Raw genomic sequence first — 18,132 nt, 5'->3', positions numbered from 1 at the left:
CCTGGAGACCTCTTGAGGGCGATAGGTTTCGCCCTCAAGAGGTTCCCGTCAAAGACTCATGTTTATCGAGACGAACGCTGAACGGCCTGGTGCTGGCGAGAACATCGCCTGGTCGTTGCCCCCCCAGAAGAAGTTGTCGTACCAGACGTATTCGTATTCACGGTCAAACAGATTTTTCACCTGCAAATCTACGCTGGTCGACGAGGTGACACGGTAACTGACACTGGCGTCCACGACAACGAAACCGCCGTACTTGCCCTGCTCGTTCAGCTCGTCGATGTAGTAGCTGCCCTGCGCCCGCCCCTGCGCACCGAACTTCCAGTCATCATTGTACCGGTAGTCGACACCCACATTGCTGATGTAGCGCGGGGTGGAAAATACCTCTTTGCCCGACAATGACTGGCCGTTTGCAGCGTAGGCCTTGACCACCTTGGCCTCCTGGATCGCGTGGGACGCCCATACCGTCCATTGATCGTCCAGCTGCGCACTGATCTGCATGTCCACGCCACGCCGGCGTGTTTCGCCAAGGCCGACCGTGGTGCCAGTGCTGGGCATGTTCGCGACTTCATCGGTCGCGTCCTGCTGCCACAGCGCAACCCGCGCCTGAGCGCCCGGGAATGGCTGAAACTTGATGCCCACTTCCTTGCCGGTGTTGATCGACGGGTCGTACGAGGCTTGCCCTGGCACCCTATAAGCTGGCCCGCCGGAGCCCGTAAGAATCTGGAAGGTACGCCCCCAGTTGGCGTACAGGTCGATCTCGGGCGTGAGGCTGTAGATTACGCTCAGCTTCGGCTGGCGGATCCAGCCATAATCCTGCAGGGATGCCTTGACACCGCCGAGCGTTTCGCTGTTACCCGAAAACTTGTCGACGCGCATGGCAGGAATGATCTTCAGCGCGTCGGTCGGCTGAATGACCGCCTGCACATAACCGCCAATATTGCGCAGGGTGTAAGTGTCGTCGTTCTGCACACGTGCCGGCGTGGCGTCGAAATCGGTCGGGATCCCGTAGCTGTAGCGCAGGCGACGATACTGGTTGTCCTGCTCCTCGTAGTTGATGCCGCCATCCAGCGTCAGCAGATCGTCAGCGCGCCAGGTCAGGTTGCTGAGCATCCCTCGCTGCTGTTCATCCCACTGCCGACGCTGGCGTGGCGCGTTGCCGGGCTGGTAATCGGTGAACGTGATGGTTCGATCATCGTTGTAGCTGTTGTAGTACAGCTTGCTGCTCAGACTCAGGTCGTCGTCGAGCTGCCAGTCGGCGTGCAGGCTCAGCTGCTTCATGTCACGATCGTCACCATCATTGGCGTTCTTGGCCGGCGATTGGGTACGGCTGGCGTGCAGTTGCTCGCGGGTGAGGAAGCCTGACTCTTGGGCCTGGTGGTGGTACAGGCGAGCGATCAGGCCAACACGGAAGTCTTGTTCGTCGTTGCTGACGAACCACTTGCCGCCGAGCGTGTATTTGTTGGATTCGCTGTGGTCGCGGTAACCGTTGCTGTCTTGCTTGGCGAGGATATAGTTCTGGGCGAAATTCCCCTCCTCGTGCCCGACCGCCAACTGCACTTCGCGCGTATCGAAGCTGCCGTAAGTCACACGGCTATCGACATAGTTTCCCCCCTGGCGGGTCGCGAAGTTGATGTTGCCGCCGATATTGTGCAGCCCATAGCGCGGATCGTTGGTACCGCGGACCACCTCGATGTACTCGATGTCCAGCGGGAAGATCATGTCGATGAAGCGCTGGTTGCCACTGTTGACGTTGCTCGGCACACCGTCGATCAGGGTCTTGATGCCGTTGATGTAGCCCTCACCATTGAACGCGCGGAAGGTGACCTTGCCGGACTCGGCACCTTGCCCCGTTTCGGTCAGCTGGATGCCCGGCATCTGCCCCAACAACTGCCAGCTGTTCATCACATTTTTGTCTCGCACCTGGTCGCCGCCCAGGACGTCGACCGACGTAAGCACATTTTCAGTGCTCAAGGCTGTACCGGCCGTTTGGGTGATATTCACTTCACCGAGGACGATGGTGGAGGTACCGGTCTGTTCGGCGAGGATTTCAGGTGTGAACATTGCCGTGAAGATGGCGAACGAGGCTGGGGTGAATCGCATGGAGGTTCCTGACGCGGGGTTGAGTGTGTATTGGCGCACAGATGAAGAAGGCAAGATCTGCGTCTGCCTTATGGCAAATGATGTTATACCATAACAACAAACACTGGCGTATCGGGATTTATTGACCCATAGCCGCCTCCTTCGAGAACAGTGGCGCACTGCCTTGCGAGCAATCCAGGATGGAACGCCCAGTCGGCGCGCCCCGCCAAGGCATGCCCAACACCTCAACACGCGTGACCTTTCCGAATTGCCCTCACCGGCGCACTTGCGGCCACCGGGGAGGCCTGCGAATGCCCACGCCCCTCCTTGACCTCGCTGGAGATGTCGGAGGCGGCTCAAAAAAATGGGCCGGCTTCAGAAGGCCGGCCCGTTTCGCTATTTAGAAGTTGAAGGTGTAGCGCATGATCAGGCGATTTTCATTAGCGCTGTCAGCGTAGGTCGAGCGGTTCGTGGAGTTACGCCACTGGAACGAAACACCCTTCGCCGGCCCACTCTGAATGACATAAGAGATATCAGTGACCCTCTCCCATTCTTTGCCCTCCTCCCCGTTGAGGCGGAGTGAAGCGGCTTGGCGGCTCGTCAACAGATCAGGATCGACATCATCACCTTTCATGTACCGGGTGGTGAACAGCAAGCCCGGTACACCCAAAGCAGCGAAATCAAAGTCGTATCTCGCAAACCACACTCGCTCGTTAGGGGCAGTGAATGTACTGACCAGCGATTCGCCGAACAAATAGGTATCCGCGCCGTTTACGAACGCAAACGAGGTGTCGCCCCAAGCCTTCTGGTAACCGCCGCCGATGGTGTGCCCCTTGATGCTGTAGGCGAAGTAGCTACTCAGCGTTCTGTTGTCCACCTCACCCAGTTTTTTGGAGCCCGTCTCGCTGGCATCGAACACGCGAACATCCGCGATCACATTGCCTTCCCACAACGGCTTGATGACTTTAATGCCGGCGAAGTAGGATTTATAGAGATCTTCAAGTTCGGCGGCGTGCAAACTGAAGGTCATGTCCTTCGCAGGCTTGAAGTCAAATGCCAGGTAGTTGTAGTGATCCGCCTCAACCGGGGCATAGCCAGTGGCTGTGAGTGATTCGAAATCGGTGGAATTACGCTGCTTCACTGCGTTGACCCTTGTAGCCGTTACCGTCAATTTATCGATGTCGTTGACGGTCAGCGAGCCACCGCGAAAGATCTGAGGCAGTAGGCGGCTATTATTACTCCAGAGTAGCGGCATCAGAGGGTTTACTCCCCCTATCCTCAATTCCGTCTTGCCCATCCTTGCTTTGGCGGTGGCCACGAACTTGCCGTATTCATCCTCAACATTCCTGTCGGAATCGTAGGCCAGCAGCCCTGATCCTGTTCTGTCCGGGCTGGAATCAAGCTTCACCCCCAGCAAGCCCATCGCATCAATACCGAAGCCCACCGGTCCTTCTGTAAAACCGGATTGCAGGTTCAAAATAAAGCCTTGCGCCCACTCATCGCGCTTGGACTGAGTGGCACCGTCATTGCGAAAATCGCGATTATAGTAGAAGTTTCGGAGCTCGAGACTGCCTTTGAAGTCTTCCACGAACGCGGCAGAAGCATAAGGCGCGACCAGCAGTGCTGCTGAACAAGCCAACGTTTTTTTAAAAGCAATAGACATCACAGGCACCTTGTTCTTGTTGTGTGCTTGAGCATGGACCGCAGCGAAGCGCCCCATGCAATGCCAGTCCTACAAATGGGTTAAGGCCCGCTTTAGCGGAATGATCGAAACAGCATCACCCTGCCCGACGCCAACCGTGGACAGGGCAGATGCCAGGTTTTTATTCAGAGTGAAAGGTAGTGAATGCACGCACGGGTTCACGGCCAGTAACCAGCGTGTTCTCAATGCTGCCATCATCGGCGTAACCCAAGCTCATCCCACAGACAAGCATTTGGCTCTTCGGTATTTCCAGCATTTCAGTGATGATGCTGTGATATTTAAGGAATGCTGCCTGCGGGCAGGTGTGCAAGCCTCTTCCCCGTGCGGCAATCATGAGGCTTTGCAGGAACATGCCATAGTCCAGCAGACTCCCTTCCTGGAGCACGCGGTCAATCGTGAAGAACAGGCCAACAGGCGCCCCGAAGAAGCGATAATTCCGGCCGTGTTGCTCGTGCATCCTTTGTTTATCGCTTCGACTGATGCCCAACAGGCTATAGAGCCCCCACCCTACCTCCCTGCGCCGTTCGATGTAGGGAGATGTCCACTCCCTGGGGTAATACGCGTAGGGATCAGAAAAGCGTTGGTCATCAGCCGGATGGTCATCAACCTCAGCAAGTGCTGCGGACAACCGTGCCTTCATATCACCGGTAACAACATGCACGTTCCAGGGCTGCAGGTTGACGCCTGTTGCGCTAAAGCGAGCAACGTTCAGCATCGTTTCGATTTCCTCTAGCGGAACTGGGGTTGGGAGGAACGACCTGATGCTCCGACGTGAGACAATTGCCCAGTCGATCAAACGGGCTGTTTCGTCCAAACCTACCGGTGATTTGCGCAAACGATCAATAAGCATACGTGGAACCTGTCTCTCAGAATTACGGTCAGGTCAGCTCGTGGGCAACCGTGGCCTTCTTCCTCACTACAGCCGAGTCCGAGCGAGATTGATTGATCATGGTCACTGCAACAGCCCCTATCAGGCCGGCGAGCGCGATTGCCATGAAGTTCTGCTCCAGCGGCAACGCCATCGACACCAAGGCACCAATCAAAACAGGTGCGACAATCGCCCCGACGCGACCGACCCCCGATGCAAAACCGACACCAGTCGAGCGGATGGTGGAGGGATAGAAATCGCCGGCGTATGCATAGGCCAGAAGCTGGGTGCCAAGGGTCGAGGCACCCACGATGAACACGACGACAAAGAGCAGTTCGGTGGAGCGGGTATATCCCAGCAAGGTGAGTGCGACCGCGCCCACTACATAGAACACCACCAAGACGTGCTTGATGCTGAATTTGTCGCTAAGCCATCCACCCAGAATTGCACCGAAGATCGAACCGAGGTTGAACACGATGACGAAATTCAGGGCTGAACCGAGGCTGAAGCCCGCCATGGCCATCAACTTGGTGAGCCACGAATTGAGTGCATACACCATGAACAGCCCGGTCATGAATGCCATCCAGATCATGACCGTGCTGTATCCACGGCCTTCCAGGAAGAGGCTTCGTACCGGCTTGTCTTGAGCAGAGATAATCTGCGGATTGCCAACGAGCTGCGTGTCATCCTTGATCACAAGGTCAGGACGAAGGCGACGCGCGATGACTTTCAACTCGTCTTGTCGACCCTGCTTCAACATAAAGCCGATAGAGTCGGGCATTGTCTTGAGAATGAAAGGAATCAAAACCACTGGCAGGACTGCCACGTAAAACACATATTGCCAACCGTAGCTTTCGATCAGTTGTTTACCCGTAAGCGCTACCAGAATCCCCCCCACCGAATAGCCTGCGAAAACGATGGTCACCAGCCGGGTGCGAACTTTCAAGGGTGAGAACTCACCCATCTGCGCCGTACAGATGGGCAACACACCGCCGATTCCCAAGCCGGCGATAAAGCGCATGATACTGAAGGTCAGCGGGCTGTCAGTGAACCCTGCCGCAGCGGTGAAAACGCTGAACAGCGCTACACACATCGCGATCATTTTCGGCCGGCCAATTCGATCTGCCAATGTGCCTAAAAAAATGGCGCCCAGCATTGTCCCAAACAATGCTGAGCCAGCCATTACCCCGGCGCTGGTTGCGTCAATTTGCATATCGGCCATGATGGCTGGCAGGGCAGCCCCCACCACTGCCAAGTCGTAACCATCGATAATCAGAATCAACACGCACCAGAACAGAATAATTCCATGAAAGCGGTTGAACTTCGACTCTTCGGTCAACGTGTACATATTCAAAGAACTCATACCGTGTCTCCTTCAATCTTATTGTTGTGTTTTTGAAGTCCACATACGTATAGCGATCTGGCACAACTCGACCACACGCACAGGTACGCATGGTTCCGGGTGTGAGTCGGGAGAGTTGAGAGGCACCAACTAGACGGCGCCCGAGGAAAATCGTAGGCCTTATGGCAAGCGCCAACCATGCCCAATGGCATCATTCTGCTTGACCGGAACGGGCAGTTTTGGAGCCCGATGGCTTCAGACTGAGTGTGATCAGCCCACGCGCAGAGGACTAGTTCCCTCGATGGCTACGCAACGAGCGTCTGTAAGCACCAGGGGTGATACCCGTCCATTTCTTGAATGCCCGGTGGAACGCACTGGTCTCAATGAAGCCAACCTCTGACGCAACGCCATCCACTGTCATACCTGCTCGGCACAGCAGACTGATGGAAATATCCCGCCTGAGATTGTCTTTGAGCCGTTGGTAGGTGAAACCCTCAGCATAGAGCCTTCGTTGCAGGGTGGAACTGGACATGCTCAAGTCGCGTGCGAGCTCATCGAGTTCAGGCCAGGTGTGGGGAGAGAGCAGTTTCAATCGCCGCCGGATCATAATGCTCGTACTGTCGTCGTTACGGTATTTCACAAGGAAGTTACTTGGCGTTCCTTTTAAAAAGGCAGGAAGAGAACCAGGTGTTTGGCAAACCTTGTACTCCAGAAAGCTCTTCTCGAAAACAGCGGTGGTTCTATCGGCCCTCCACTCGATTTCCTCACAAAAGCGCATTCGATAGTCGCTGTCGTCCACCGGCCGAGGAGGACGCATCGATAACTTCAAAATAGGGATGCGCCGGTCGCACAGCCAGCAAAGCAGGCCGTGCACGAGCACCAGCCAGGCACCGTAACAAAACACCCTTCGCAACTCACCATGATCATGAATGATAATTGCAGCATGCTCTCCCTCGCATTCCACCGCCCCGTAGATGTCATCAAGGGCAGTCCTGAGAAACGCCAGAATCCGTTTGAGCGCCTGTCCAAGGGTGTCGCAGCCGAGGGCCAACTGAGCCATCAGCTTGAAGCTACCTCTGCGAAGGGGGTGACTGTCTGCCGCAAAAAACTCATCGTCGAGCAAATCCGCTAACGCAATCCACAATCTGGAGAACGTACCAGCAGGTACCCTGGCATAGTTTTGGGCCAGCAACAGCGGATCAATATGTGCGTGGCGGAGTACAGTCGAAACATCCAGGCCACGCAGTTCTGCTCCTTGAAGTGCGTCCCGCACGAGGCTGATCGACGTGGTGCCTTTGTGGGCAGAAAAATCCATCCGGGGCTCCGTTGCTAACTTGATACCGAAGGCTGCCTTGCAAAGCATACAAGCCCACAGAACGTCTCTGTACCAATATCACTATGCCAGATGTCAACACTCCTTGTTTTTTATTGCAAAACGTTTTGGATCGCGCCCGCGAAGAGACCTTTACAATCAACCCACCTCTTGCATGGCAACACATAATTCAAGAAACCGCGAGGCAGCCCGCGAAGGCGTAGCCCCATGCGGCAACAGAATGGAGAAACGCCGCACCAGCGCCTGCGGCGCAACCTGCAACCGGTGCAGCGCCCCATCCTCATGACGAATGGACATCGCCGACACAAAGCCAACCCCCATCCCGGCGCGGACCGCCTCTTTTACCCCTTCAACGCCCGCGATCTCCAGCGCCACACGCATCGCCACGCCATCACGAGCAAACGCCCGCTCGACGATCTGCCGCACACCCGAGCCGCTTTCACGCAGCACCAACGGGTAGGCGCCGAGTTCCGCCAGCGTCTGCGGGCCACTGCCTGCCAGGGGGTGCACACGGGGCACAATCGCCACGATCTCGTCCTCGCGCCACGGCGTGACTTGCGTACCCAACGGCAACTCCTGCCCAGGCGGCCCCTCGATCAGGGCGATATCGACACTGTCCAGGGCGGCGACGATCTCCGCCGTGTTGCCATGCGAGGTGCTGACCAGCACATCCGGATAACGCCCGTGAAAATCGGCGATCAGGTAAGGCAGCAGGTAACTGGCGGGTGTGGTACTGGCGCCAACACGCAATGTGCCGCGCTCCAGCCCGCGCATGGCCTCGCGCAGCGCCTGGGCCTGGCGGAAGGTTTCGCGCAGGCGCTCGGCATGCGCCAGCAACTGATCACCGGCCGCTGTCAGCCGCACGCCGCGACCGGCACGTTGGTAAAGGGGTTCGCCAAACGCCTCTTGCAAGAGCTTGAGCTGGCCGGACACCGCCGGCTGCGACAGGTGCAGGGCTTGGGCCGCATGGCTGATGTTGCCGTGTTCGGCAACCGTGGCGAACGTTATCAGTTGCTCTGGGGTCATTCTTCAAAAATATCAGCTATTCGGATATTTGCCATCCTAAATTACGATTTTTTATAAGCTTATAACCAGATTAACGTAGGCCTTGTCGAAACACCTTTTCCGGAGGACTCACATGGCCACGGTTCCGTCCAACCCCGCCTTTGCCCCTACCCTCTCCACCCGAGGGCGGCTCAATGGCATTCTGTTCGTCGCGCTGTTCGCGGTCGCAGTCACGCAACTGGCGGCCATGCCCGCTATCGCCAACCTGGGCATCAGCCCGCTGATCGTGGGTATCGTCGCAGGTGCCTTGTATGGCAACGCGCTGCGTGACGGTGTACCGGCAAGCTGGGCAGCCGGTATCAACTTTTCCGCTCGCGGCCTGTTGCGTATCGCCGTGGCGTTCTTTGGTTTGCGGGTAAGCCTGCAGGAAATTGCCGAAGTCGGCTGGTCGGGGCTTATCGTATCGGTGCTGGTAGTCACCAGTACCCTGCTGATCGGCCTGTGGTGTGGCATGAAGGTGTTCAAGCTCGACCGCGATACCGCCTTGCTGACCGCCGCGGGTAGCGCCATCTGCGGCGCGGCCGCCGTGCTGGCATTCGAATCGGCGCTGCGCAGCGCCCCCCATAAAAGCGCCATGGCAGTCGGAAGCGTGGTGCTGTTCGGTACCTTGTCGATGTTCCTTTACCCACTGGCGATCAATGCCGGCTGGCTGCATCTGGATACCATGGGCGCCGGGCTGTTGCTGGGCGGCACTGTCCACGAAGTGGCTCAGGTGGTAGGCGCGGCCAGCAATGTCAGCCCCGAAGCCACGCACGTCGCCACCATCGTCAAGATGACCCGGGTCATGCTGCTGGTACCGGTACTGCTGGTGGTGGGCCTGTGGATCAGCCGTTCGCGCAAGGCTGGCCAGGCGCAGGGCAACGGGCGCATTGCCATGCCCTGGTTCGCTTTCGGCTTCCTGGCACTGGTCCTGGTGAATTCGCTGCACGTGCTGCCCGGCAGCGTGACCCAGGCAGTGAACAGCCTGGACACCTTTGCCTTGACCATGGCCATGACCGCGCTGGGAATGGAAACGCGCTTCAGCCAGATTCGCCAGGCTGGGCCACGGGCGCTGGCTACCGGGGCGATTCTGAACCTGTGGCTGGTTGGCGGGGGGCTGGCGATTACCCTGGGGGTGCAGAAGCTTTTGGGCTGATTCGAGACCGGGTTGGCTGCTTCGCGGGTAAACCCGTTCCTACAGGTGGGTGCTGCCTTGAAGACGGCAAGGCCCCTGTAGGAGCGGGTTCACCCGCGAAGCAGGCAGCTCGGTCTCAAGGTTTTTCACAACCCCCCTCGTTGCCGTCCACATTTCTCGGTATGGTGGTGCCAAAGAAGGATGTTTTACCCGCACAGGAAAGACTTAGATGCCTCAACGCCATGTCATCAATGCATCCGTCAGCCCCAAAGGCAGCCTGGAGACGCTGTCACAACGTGAAGTGCAGCAACTGAGTGAAGTCGGTACCGGCAGCCTTTACACACTGTTCCGCCAGTGCGCCCTGGCAATCCTCAACACTGGCGCCCATGTCGACAATGCCAAGACCATCCTTGAGGCCTACAAGGACTTCGAGGTGCGTATCCACCAACAGGACCGCGGCGTGCGCCTGGAGCTGCTCAATGCCCCGGCCGATGCCTTCGTCGATGGCGAAATGATCGCCAGCACCCGTGAAATGCTGTTCAGCGCCTTGCGCGACATCGTTTACACCGAAAGCGAGCTGGCCAGCCAGCGCATCGATCTGGAAAGCTCCCAGGGCATCACCGACTACGTTTTCCACCTGCTGCGCAACGCGCGCACCTTGCGCCCGGGCGTGGAGCCGAAGATGGTGGTGTGTTGGGGCGGCCACTCGATCAGCACCGAGGAATACCAGTACACCAAGAAGGTCGGCCACGAACTGGGCCTGCGCAAACTGGATGTCTGCACCGGCTGCGGCCCGGGCGTGATGAAAGGCCCGATGAAGGGCGCCACCATCGCTCACGCCAAGCAACGCATGCATGGCAGCCGCTACCTGGGCCTCACCGAGCCCGGCATCATCGCCGCCGAGGCGCCCAACCCGATCGTCAACGAACTGGTGATCCTGCCTGACATCGAAAAGCGCCTGGAGGCTTTCGTGCGTGTCGGCCACGGCATCATCATCTTCCCAGGCGGGGCCGGCACAGCGGAGGAGTTCCTGTACCTGCTGGGCATCCTCATGCACCCGGACAACGAGGACCTGCCGTTCCCGGTGGTGCTCACCGGCCCGCGCAGCGCCGAGCCTTATCTGCAACAGTTGCATGCTTTTGTCGGTGCCACGCTGGGAGAAGCCGCCCATCGCCTGTACGAAATCATCATCGACGACCCGGCGGAGGTCGCCCGGCACATGGTCGACGGCCTCAAAGCGGTCAAGCAGTTCCGCCGCGAGCGCAACGATGCCTTCCACTTCAACTGGCTGCTGAAGATCGAGGAGAGCTTCCAGCGACCGTTCGACCCGACCCACCAGGCCATGTCTGAACTGGACTTGCGCCGCGAGCTGCCGCCCCATGAACTGGCGGCCAACCTGCGCCGGGCGTTTTCCGGCATTGTCGCAGGCAACGTCAAGGACAAAGGCATCCGCCTGATCGAGGAACACGGGCCGTATCAGATCCACGGCGACAGCGCCGTACTGGACCCGCTGGGCCGGCTGCTGCAGGCATTCGTCGACCAGCACCGGATGAAGCTGCCCGGTGGCGCGGAGTATGTGCCGTGCTATCAGGTGGCAACCTGACCACGCTGTTTTGCTGATGACGGGCGTGGATGCCCGTCAAAGGCGGGGGCCGGGTGACGGGTGCGCCTGTACGGATCACCCACATGGGTTTCATGAAAGCTCAGCCACCCAGGTGGCTCGCTCACTGGCGGAGTTCAACCATCGCCCGCTCGAAAAACCGAATGCTGTCGCGTCCCCCACGTTTGGACTGGTACAGCGCCACATCCCCCTGCTCGATCAACGCCGCCAGGCTCGCCGGCGGCTGATCGAACACGTTGGCACCAATGCTCAAGGTAACCGCCTGGGGCGTAGGCACGGTCTTGTCGGCGTAATGCTGGAACTGCTCACGCAGCCCACTCCCCAGTTCCATGACCCGTTCACTGCTCGCGCCACTCAGCAAGATGACGAACTCATCCCCGCCCAACCGCGCCGCCAGCGAGCGCTCGGGCAGCGCCGTACGAATCATCTCGCTCAAGGCAATCAGCAATCGGTCGCCGGCTATATGCCCGTGCAGGTCGTTGACCAGTTTGAAGTTGTCGATGTCGATCAATAGCAATGCCCCGGGCTGCGCCGGGCTCACGTCCTTGAAGAAATGCCCCGCCCGCACCTCCAGTGCACGCCGGTTGTACAGCGCAGTCAGCGGGTCACGGGCTGCCAGCCGGGCAATGCGCTCTTCACGCCGATAACGTACGGTGCCGGTCATCGACAAGGCAATCAGCATGATCGCCATCGCGCCTTCCACCAGCGAAACCTGAATGATCAGCCCGCCAAAGGTCGCCAGGTCAATCAGCGTGCCTGGCGTGATCGCGATGGCTGCCTTGGCCACATAGAACAGCCCATGGATCAGCAACACATAGCGCAGTTGCACGGCCCCGACGCTCAGCGATTTGCCATGTGGCCGCAGCAGGAAGCTGGCCTTGAGCGTCAGCGAGGCCACCAACAGCGAGTTGACCATCAGCATCACCTTCGACCACTGCGGGCCCACGGGCAGCAGCAGCAAGGCGAACCAGACCACCACGATCATCAGCCAGGCGCGTGACAAGCGCTCCTGGGTGAAGCGCAGCACGCCGATCAGGAAAAACACGTGGGCCACCACCAGCAAGCCATTGGCGAACCAGATACCGATGAACAGCAAGCCGACCCCGCGCAACAATGCCAGGGTGCTACCAACCGTAATCGTGGCGAAACCCGCACTCCAGTACAGCAACGAGGGTTCGCGCACACTGCGCCATTCAATCGCCAGGTACAAGGCGGCCGCAGCGGCCAAAGCGACTGAAATAGTCAGCATCGTGGGTGGATCTAACGCCATATACGCATTGGCCTGTCTGGTTAACGGGAAAAGGCCCGACTGTATGCGATCGTGATCACGTTCAGAGGGGCCTTGCACGGTTGCCTGCACATTGTAATCCAGGCCCTGACAAAGGGCCGCGGGCAGCAATATCATAATGACATCAATGCGCAGTGCGCACCACTCTGGCCCTGTCGCTGGCTTGCCGGTGACAGGGCCAGTCCAGGTGCCGTCAGAGCACCCGTTTGATCAACGGTTCCAACCGGCTGTAGCGCAACCGGCGCAGAAACTTGCGCACTTGCTTGGGATGTTCGGCCTTCGCCCCCAGCGCCTCTGCCGAGCCGATTCTCGGCGCAAAGCGCCGCAGTTCGGTCAACTCTGCTTCCCGTGGCGCCAGCCATTGACCCTGCGGGTCGTCGATCAGCAGGCCGTTCTCCAGGTCCAGGTTGAACCCGCGCGGGTTCAGGTTGTTGCCGGTCAACAGCGAATAACGCTGGTCGATCCACACGCCCTTGGCATGGAAGGTATGCCCAGGATCGTTCCAGATGCGTACTTGCAGCTGGCCACTGGCAATCGCGGCGTGGCGGCGGCGGGCGAAGGCGCGCAGGTTGTCCTCATACAGATAGGGCAATGCTCCACTGGCACTGAACGGTTCGCCAGGGGCGATGTAGAAGTCGTTGGCGGTGCGGTCACCGACAATCAGTTCCACCCCAACCCCCCGCGCCAGGGCATGGTCAAGCTCGCGCATCACGACCTGCGGCGGGTTGAAATACGGCGTACTGATGATGATCTGCGTGCGCGCCACTGCCAGCAAGGCGCACAGCGCCCGGTTCAGTGGATTGCCACGGCCCACACCCAGCAACGGGATCACCTGCAGGCCCTGCCCCGTCACGCTGGCCGGTACCTCGTAGGCCATGCGCCGCAGCCGTGCGCGCAAGCGCCGAATGTCACCGCGCAAGCTGCGGGTAGAAGGTGGCGCCGGCAGGTCGAGGCGCGGTGTGGCGGTATGGTGCAGCAAACGCTGAACCAGGCCGACCATGGCATCAGCCAGTGCCGGTGACTGGAACAGGTGGTAGCGATCCAGGCGATAGCGGTCGAAACGATGCAGGTAGACATTGTTCAGACTGGCGCCGGTGTAGATCACGCAATCGTCGATGATGCTGCCTTTGAGGTGCAACACCCCGAACAGTTCGCGGGTCTGCACTGGCACGCCATGGATCGCGATGTCCAGCCCGCGCAACTGGCGCTGGGCCTGATACCAGGCGGCATTGCCCGGCTGACGCCCGGCCCCCAGCAGCCCGCGCCTGGCGCGGAACCAGTCGACCACGATGGTGATCTCCAGGCCTGGCCGCGCGGCCTTGGCCTGGTACAAGGCATCCAGCACTTCCTGGCCGGCCTCGTCCTCCTGCAGGTACAGCGCAACGATAACGATGCGCCGAGTCGCCGTACGGATACGCTCGAACAGGCAGGCGCGGTAAGCCCTGGCATCGGGCAGCACCTGTATCGCTTCGGGGGCCATGGCATAGCCTGGCAAGCCCGCCAGCATGGTTTCGGGGTTCACTGACGCTCACCTTCTCTGTGCAATCACTGTCGGCCCTGCCAGCCGGCGGGGCCATTCCTGGCCGCTGCATCCGGGGTGTATGATCGACCCCGCAACGACACATAACAACAAGAACCACGCGAGGCTCTGCTTTCTCACTGCCCCTGACCAACCAGGCCTCAGCTTGCACAGGAACAGCGCAATGGTCCACCCCGCTTCTGCAAACCTATCGCCGTCTATTGTAAAGGGTTGTTCGGCAAAGACCTTTGGCTTCCTGATTTTGCCCAATTTCACCACCATCGGCCTTGCGTCGGCGGTGGAGACCCTGCGCATGGCCAACCTGGCCGCGCGCAAGCCACTGTATCGCAGTGTACTGATCGCCGCAGACGACGCGCCGGTGGTGGCCAGCAACGGCATGCGCGTACTGCCCGACTACAACATCGCCAACGCCCCCGCGCTGGATGCCTTGCTGGTGGTCGGCGCCAACCCGATCGACCGAAGCCGTAGCAACCGCCCACTGATCGACTGGTTGCGCCAACTGGCCCGCCAGCGCTTGCCGCTGGGCGGTATCTGCACCGGTAGTTACCTGCTGGCCAAGGCCGAATTGCTCAAGGGTTACCGCTGCACCATCCACTGGGAAGACCTGCCGACGTTGCAGGCGCACTTCCCCGGTATCGTGATCTCCAGCCAGCTGTTCGAACTGGACCGCGACCGTTACACCTGCTCAGGCGGCGTGGCGGCCATGGACATGATGTTGCAACTGGTGGCCCGGGACACGGGCGGCCAGGACATCGCGGCCAAGGCCGCCGAACTGTTGCTGTGCGACCGCGTACGCGGTGAACGTGAGCGCCAGCGTGTGCCGCTGCGCACCCTGCTCGGCAGCGCCCAGCCCAAACTGAGCCAGGTGGTGGCGATCATGGAGGCCAATCTGGAGGAACCGCTGGGGCTGGAGGAACTGGCCAGCCTCAACGAAGTGACCGTGCGCCAACTGGAGCGGCTGTTCCACAAGTACCTGCAGCGCACGCCCAGCCAGTACTACCTGGAGCTGCGGTTGTCGCGGGCGCGGGAGTTACTGCTGCGCAGTGACGTGCAAGTCCGTGAGGTAGCGCTGGCTTGCGGCTTCAGTTCGCCTGCGCATTTCTCCAAGAGTTACAGCCGGTTCTTCGGGCTGTCGCCTTTAGGGGAGCGGCGGCAGGCCTCTCTCCATTGAATGGGGTCATGTACTGGCTTGGCTGGCCTCTTCGCGGGCAAGCCCGCTCCTGCACGCACATCGGTGGTCCGGCACAGGCCGTTGTAGGAGCGGGTTCACCCGCGAAAGGGCCGGGCCTGCTGGCCAATCTCCACCCGCCGCTCACCGTTGCCGCCGCCACCGTATTCGCGGGTAAACCCGCTCCTACAGGCGCGGGCTTGCCCGCGAAGAAGCCAGTGCAGGTCAACTAATCTTCAAGGGCCGCGTGCGCCGTCTCCCGACACATCAGCATGGCCACCAGCGCCACCAGTGCTGCCACCAGCAAGTAGCCTGCCGGGGCCAGCTTGCTGCCCGTCACCTGAATCAGCCAGGTGGCAATGAACGGCGCAGTCCCGCCAAACAACGAATTGGCCACATTGAAGCTCAAGGCAAACCCGCTGAAGCGCACCCGGGTCGGAAAGATTTCGGCCAGCAGGCACGGCAAGGTCCCGTCATTCATCGCCAGCATCGCACCGAAAAGGATCTGGATGGCCAGAATCACCAGCAGCGGCTGGCCGTCCAGCAGGCGAAACAACGGCACGGTCAACCCCAGGAACAACAGCGAGGCCACCACCAGCATGGTCTTGCGACCAAACTGGTCGGACAACCGTCCCATCAGGAAGATCAAGCCGATATAGGTGGCCAGCGACACCGTCGAGGCGATGAACGAATCCCGCTCGCTCATGCCCATTTCACTGGACAGGTAGGTCGGCATGTAACTGAGCAACAGGTAGAACGCAACCGCATTCAGGCAGGTGACACCTATGCCGATCGCCAGACTGCGCCGGTGCTGGCCCAGCAGTTCGCGCAGCGGCGTCGTGGCCATGCCGGCCTTGGTTTCCAGGCGCTGCTCCATCTCCAGGAACTTGGGCGTGTCCTGCAGGCTCATGCGGATATAGCGCCCTACCAGACCGAACGGCGCCGCCAGCAGGAAAGGCAGGCGCCAGCCCCACTCATGCAGGGCTTCACTGCTGAGCAGCTCATGCAGCACCGCGACGAACGCCGCACCGAACAACAACCCCGCTGCCGTGCTGGCTGGCACGATACTGGTGTACAAGCCACGCCGCCCAGGCGGCGCGTACTCGGCCAGGAACGCAGCGGCCCCGGCGTACTCACCCGAGGCGGAAAACCCCTGTACCAGGCGGATCAGCAAAAGCAAGGCCGGCGCCCACAGCCCGATCTGCGCATAGCCCGGCAACAAGCCGATGCAGAAGGTGGATACCGACATGATCAGGATCGACCACGACAGCGCGTTGCGCCGACCATGTCGGTCACCGAAATGGCCCCAGACGATGCCACCCAGCGGGCGTACCAGGAACGACAGGGCGAATACCGCGAAGGTGGCCAGCAAACCGGTGGTCTTGTCAGTTTGCGGGAAGAAGTTGGCGGCGATGATGGTGGCCAGATAGCCGTAGGCAGCGTAGTCGAACCACTCGACGAAGTTGCCCATGAAGCTGGCCCGGGCGGCCTTGCGCAGCGCCTGGCGTTCGGCGTTGTGCGCGGGGCCGGCGATAGCGGACGGGTCAAGGGTGGTGCTGGACATGACGGGTACCCTCTGGTTCTTTTAATTGGAGGCAGGGTCTGGTGGTCATACGGGGATCTTTTGTTGTCTGGGCCAGCCTTTTCGCGGGTGAACCCGCGCCTACGAAAACGGTGAAATCTTTGTAGGAGCGGGTTCACCCGCGAAGCAGCCGACGCCGATGCTTATTTGCGAATGATGTTGTGCTCCGGCCCATACGGGAACTTGGTGATGTTCTCGGCGCCGTTGTCGTTGACGATCAGGATGTCATGCTCGCGATAACCGCCCGCCCCCGGTCGCCCTTCAGGCAGCATGATCATCGGCTCGATCGACACCACCATGCCCGGCTCCAGCACGGTATCGATGTCCTCGCGCAGCTCCAGCCCCGCCTCGCGGCCGTAGTAATGGCTGAGCGTGCCGAACGAATGGCCATAGCCGAAGGTGCGGTACTGCAGCAGGTCGTGGCGCAGGAAGATCTCGTTCAGTTCGCGGGCGATATCGCTGCAGCGCATGCCCGGGCGCACCAGTTGCAGCCCGGCTTCGTGCACTTCGACGTTGGCCTGCCACAGGCGTAGGTACTCGTCCGGGCAGTGGTCAAGGAACAAGGTGCGCTCCAGCGCGGTGTAGTAGCCGGCGATCATGGGGAAACAGTTGAGGCTGAGGATCTCGCCCTTGCCCACACGGCGGCTGGTGACCGGGTTGTGCGCGCCATCGGTGTTGAGCCCGGACTGGAACCAGGTCCAGGTGTCCATCAGCTCGGCGTCCGGGAAGCGTTTGGCAATTTCGCGCACCATTGCCTGGGTGGCATGCAGTGCCACCTCGTACTCGGGCACATGCTCACGCAGGGCCTCGACCACTGCCGCCCCGCCGATGTCGGCCACCTGCGCACCGTGACGGATAAGCGCCTGCTCCTCGGCCGACTTGATCATGCGCATACGCATGCACGGCGCAGCGATGTCCACCAGCTCGGCCTTGGGGTAGCAGGCGGCGAATTTGCCGTGGTTTTGCAGGTTCAGGTGGTCGTACTCCACGCCAATGCGCGAGGCCAGCGGCAACGCTTGCTGGATGGCGACGAAATAGTTGTCGCGCTGCCAGTCGGTGTAGACGATGTTGTCAGTGCCCACCGTGCGCCGCCAGGGTTGCCCGCCGTCGATGTTGGCACTGATCGAGACCACCTTGTCCTGGGTGATCACCAGCGCATAAGGGCGGCCGAACGAGCAGTAGAGGAAATCGCTGTAATAGTTGACGTTGTGATACGAGGTGAAGATTGCCGCCTCGATGTCCTGCTCGGCCATATAGGCCCGCAGCCGGGCGTGGCGAGCAGCGTATTCCTGGGCGGAGAAGGTTGGATGCACCTTGTCGCCATTGCGGATTTTCAGGGTCTTGGGCATTTGCATGGTCGGGGTTCCTTGTCGTTGTGAGCACGCTGTTCAGGCCGGCCGCCTGAGAAGCATTGCAACAGAACCGACGAG

At 60.1% G+C, this 18,132-nt stretch carries 13 protein-coding genes; 3 read left to right on the top strand and 10 right to left on the bottom strand.

The window, feature by feature from the left end:
- Positions 1 to 48: 48 nt before the first annotated feature.
- The 6 genes from ACF8EF_RS12495 to ACF8EF_RS12470 all read right to left on the bottom strand — a co-directional run bounded on the left by ACF8EF_RS12495 (position 49) and on the right by ACF8EF_RS12470 (position 8,350).
- Positions 49 to 2,100: a TonB-dependent receptor gene (locus tag ACF8EF_RS12495; RefSeq protein ID WP_392461213.1), complete on the bottom strand. Its 2,052-nt coding sequence runs from the start codon at positions 2,098 to 2,100 to the stop codon at positions 49 to 51.
- A 379-nt stretch (positions 2,101 to 2,479) separates the two neighbouring features.
- Complete coding sequence (locus ACF8EF_RS12490) at positions 2,480 to 3,799, bottom strand: OprD family porin (protein WP_176682474.1); 1,320 nt, start codon at positions 3,797 to 3,799, stop codon at positions 2,480 to 2,482.
- A gap of 103 nt (positions 3,800 to 3,902) precedes the next feature.
- On the bottom strand, positions 3,903 to 4,631 hold the full coding sequence (locus ACF8EF_RS12485; protein WP_176682473.1) for a nitroreductase: 729 nt from the start codon (positions 4,629 to 4,631) through the stop codon (positions 3,903 to 3,905).
- A 28-nt stretch (positions 4,632 to 4,659) separates the two neighbouring features.
- Complete coding sequence (locus ACF8EF_RS12480; protein WP_176682472.1) at positions 4,660 to 6,012, bottom strand: aromatic acid/H+ symport family MFS transporter; 1,353 nt, start codon at positions 6,010 to 6,012, stop codon at positions 4,660 to 4,662.
- 268 nt (positions 6,013 to 6,280) lie between these two features.
- On the bottom strand, positions 6,281 to 7,306 hold the full coding sequence (locus ACF8EF_RS12475) for an AraC family transcriptional regulator (protein ID WP_176682471.1): 1,026 nt from the start codon (positions 7,304 to 7,306) through the stop codon (positions 6,281 to 6,283).
- Positions 7,307 to 7,462: 156 nt separating this feature from the next.
- Positions 7,463 to 8,350 (bottom strand): LysR family transcriptional regulator, encoded by an 888-nt coding sequence (locus ACF8EF_RS12470; RefSeq protein WP_339443373.1) that lies wholly within the window; start codon positions 8,348 to 8,350, stop codon positions 7,463 to 7,465.
- A 112-nt stretch (positions 8,351 to 8,462) separates the two neighbouring features.
- Here ACF8EF_RS12470 and ACF8EF_RS12465 point away from each other — a divergent pair, with 112 nt between their 5' ends.
- Both ACF8EF_RS12465 and ppnN read left to right on the top strand, forming a co-directional pair.
- Positions 8,463 to 9,524, top strand: coding sequence for a YeiH family protein (locus tag ACF8EF_RS12465; RefSeq protein WP_176682469.1), 1,062 nt, complete (start codon positions 8,463 to 8,465; stop codon positions 9,522 to 9,524).
- A gap of 208 nt (positions 9,525 to 9,732) precedes the next feature.
- Complete coding sequence (gene ppnN, locus ACF8EF_RS12460; RefSeq protein WP_176682468.1) at positions 9,733 to 11,106, top strand: nucleotide 5'-monophosphate nucleosidase PpnN; 1,374 nt, start codon at positions 9,733 to 9,735, stop codon at positions 11,104 to 11,106.
- 121 nt (positions 11,107 to 11,227) lie between these two features.
- On the opposite strand, the gene ACF8EF_RS12455 is transcribed toward ppnN, so the two are convergent.
- Together ACF8EF_RS12455 and pssA are read right to left on the bottom strand one after the other, a co-directional pair.
- Positions 11,228 to 12,373 (bottom strand): GGDEF domain-containing protein, encoded by a 1,146-nt coding sequence (locus tag ACF8EF_RS12455; RefSeq protein WP_392461212.1) that lies wholly within the window; start codon positions 12,371 to 12,373, stop codon positions 11,228 to 11,230.
- Positions 12,374 to 12,605: 232 nt separating this feature from the next.
- Positions 12,606 to 13,934, bottom strand: a complete 1,329-nt coding sequence (pssA, locus tag ACF8EF_RS12450; RefSeq protein ID WP_392461211.1) for a CDP-diacylglycerol--serine O-phosphatidyltransferase — start codon at positions 13,932 to 13,934, stop codon at positions 12,606 to 12,608.
- A 181-nt stretch (positions 13,935 to 14,115) separates the two neighbouring features.
- Between pssA and ACF8EF_RS12445 the strand changes: the two genes are divergently transcribed.
- Positions 14,116 to 15,123 (top strand): GlxA family transcriptional regulator, encoded by a 1,008-nt coding sequence (locus ACF8EF_RS12445; RefSeq protein WP_103444257.1) that lies wholly within the window; start codon positions 14,116 to 14,118, stop codon positions 15,121 to 15,123.
- Positions 15,124 to 15,349: 226 nt separating this feature from the next.
- On the opposite strand, the gene ACF8EF_RS12440 is transcribed toward ACF8EF_RS12445, so the two are convergent.
- Positions 15,350 to 16,684: an MFS transporter gene (locus ACF8EF_RS12440; protein WP_392461210.1), complete on the bottom strand. Its 1,335-nt coding sequence runs from the start codon at positions 16,682 to 16,684 to the stop codon at positions 15,350 to 15,352.
- Positions 16,685 to 16,845: 161 nt separating this feature from the next.
- Complete coding sequence (locus ACF8EF_RS12435) at positions 16,846 to 18,057, bottom strand: M24 family metallopeptidase (protein ID WP_392461209.1); 1,212 nt, start codon at positions 18,055 to 18,057, stop codon at positions 16,846 to 16,848.
- Positions 18,058 to 18,132 lie beyond the last annotated feature (75 nt).

This window comes from Pseudomonas sp. zjy_15, from assembly GCF_043101865.1.
In the GTDB taxonomy this organism is placed as follows: Bacteria; Pseudomonadota; Gammaproteobacteria; order Pseudomonadales; family Pseudomonadaceae; genus Aquipseudomonas; species Aquipseudomonas putida_Y.
This window is presented reverse-complemented; position numbering and strand designations above follow the sequence as displayed.

Excerpts from the sequence above, each read along its gene's own strand:
- ACF8EF_RS12495 (WP_392461213.1), bottom strand. The coding sequence starts at position 2,100 with ATGCGATTCACCCCAGCCTCGTTCGCCATCTTCACGGCAATGTTCACA.
- ACF8EF_RS12490 (WP_176682474.1), bottom strand. The coding sequence starts at position 3,799 with ATGGGGCGCTTCGCTGCGGTCCATGCTCAAGCACACAACAAGAACAAG.
- ACF8EF_RS12485 (WP_176682473.1), bottom strand. The coding sequence starts at position 4,631 with ATGCTTATTGATCGTTTGCGCAAATCACCGGTAGGTTTGGACGAAACA.
- ACF8EF_RS12480 (WP_176682472.1), bottom strand. The coding sequence starts at position 6,012 with ATGAGTTCTTTGAATATGTACACGTTGACCGAAGAGTCGAAGTTCAAC.
- ACF8EF_RS12475 (WP_176682471.1), bottom strand. The coding sequence starts at position 7,306 with ATGGATTTTTCTGCCCACAAAGGCACCACGTCGATCAGCCTCGTGCGG.
- ACF8EF_RS12470 (WP_339443373.1), bottom strand. The coding sequence starts at position 8,350 with ATGACCCCAGAGCAACTGATAACGTTCGCCACGGTTGCCGAACACGGC.
- ACF8EF_RS12465 (WP_176682469.1), top strand. The coding sequence starts at position 8,463 with ATGGCCACGGTTCCGTCCAACCCCGCCTTTGCCCCTACCCTCTCCACC.
- ppnN (WP_176682468.1), top strand. The coding sequence starts at position 9,733 with ATGCCTCAACGCCATGTCATCAATGCATCCGTCAGCCCCAAAGGCAGC.
- ACF8EF_RS12455 (WP_392461212.1), bottom strand. The coding sequence starts at position 12,373 with ATGCTGACTATTTCAGTCGCTTTGGCCGCTGCGGCCGCCTTGTACCTG.
- ACF8EF_RS12445 (WP_103444257.1), top strand. The coding sequence starts at position 14,116 with ATGGTCCACCCCGCTTCTGCAAACCTATCGCCGTCTATTGTAAAGGGT.
- ACF8EF_RS12440 (WP_392461210.1), bottom strand. The coding sequence starts at position 16,684 with ATGTCCAGCACCACCCTTGACCCGTCCGCTATCGCCGGCCCCGCGCAC.
- ACF8EF_RS12435 (WP_392461209.1), bottom strand. The coding sequence starts at position 18,057 with ATGCAAATGCCCAAGACCCTGAAAATCCGCAATGGCGACAAGGTGCAT.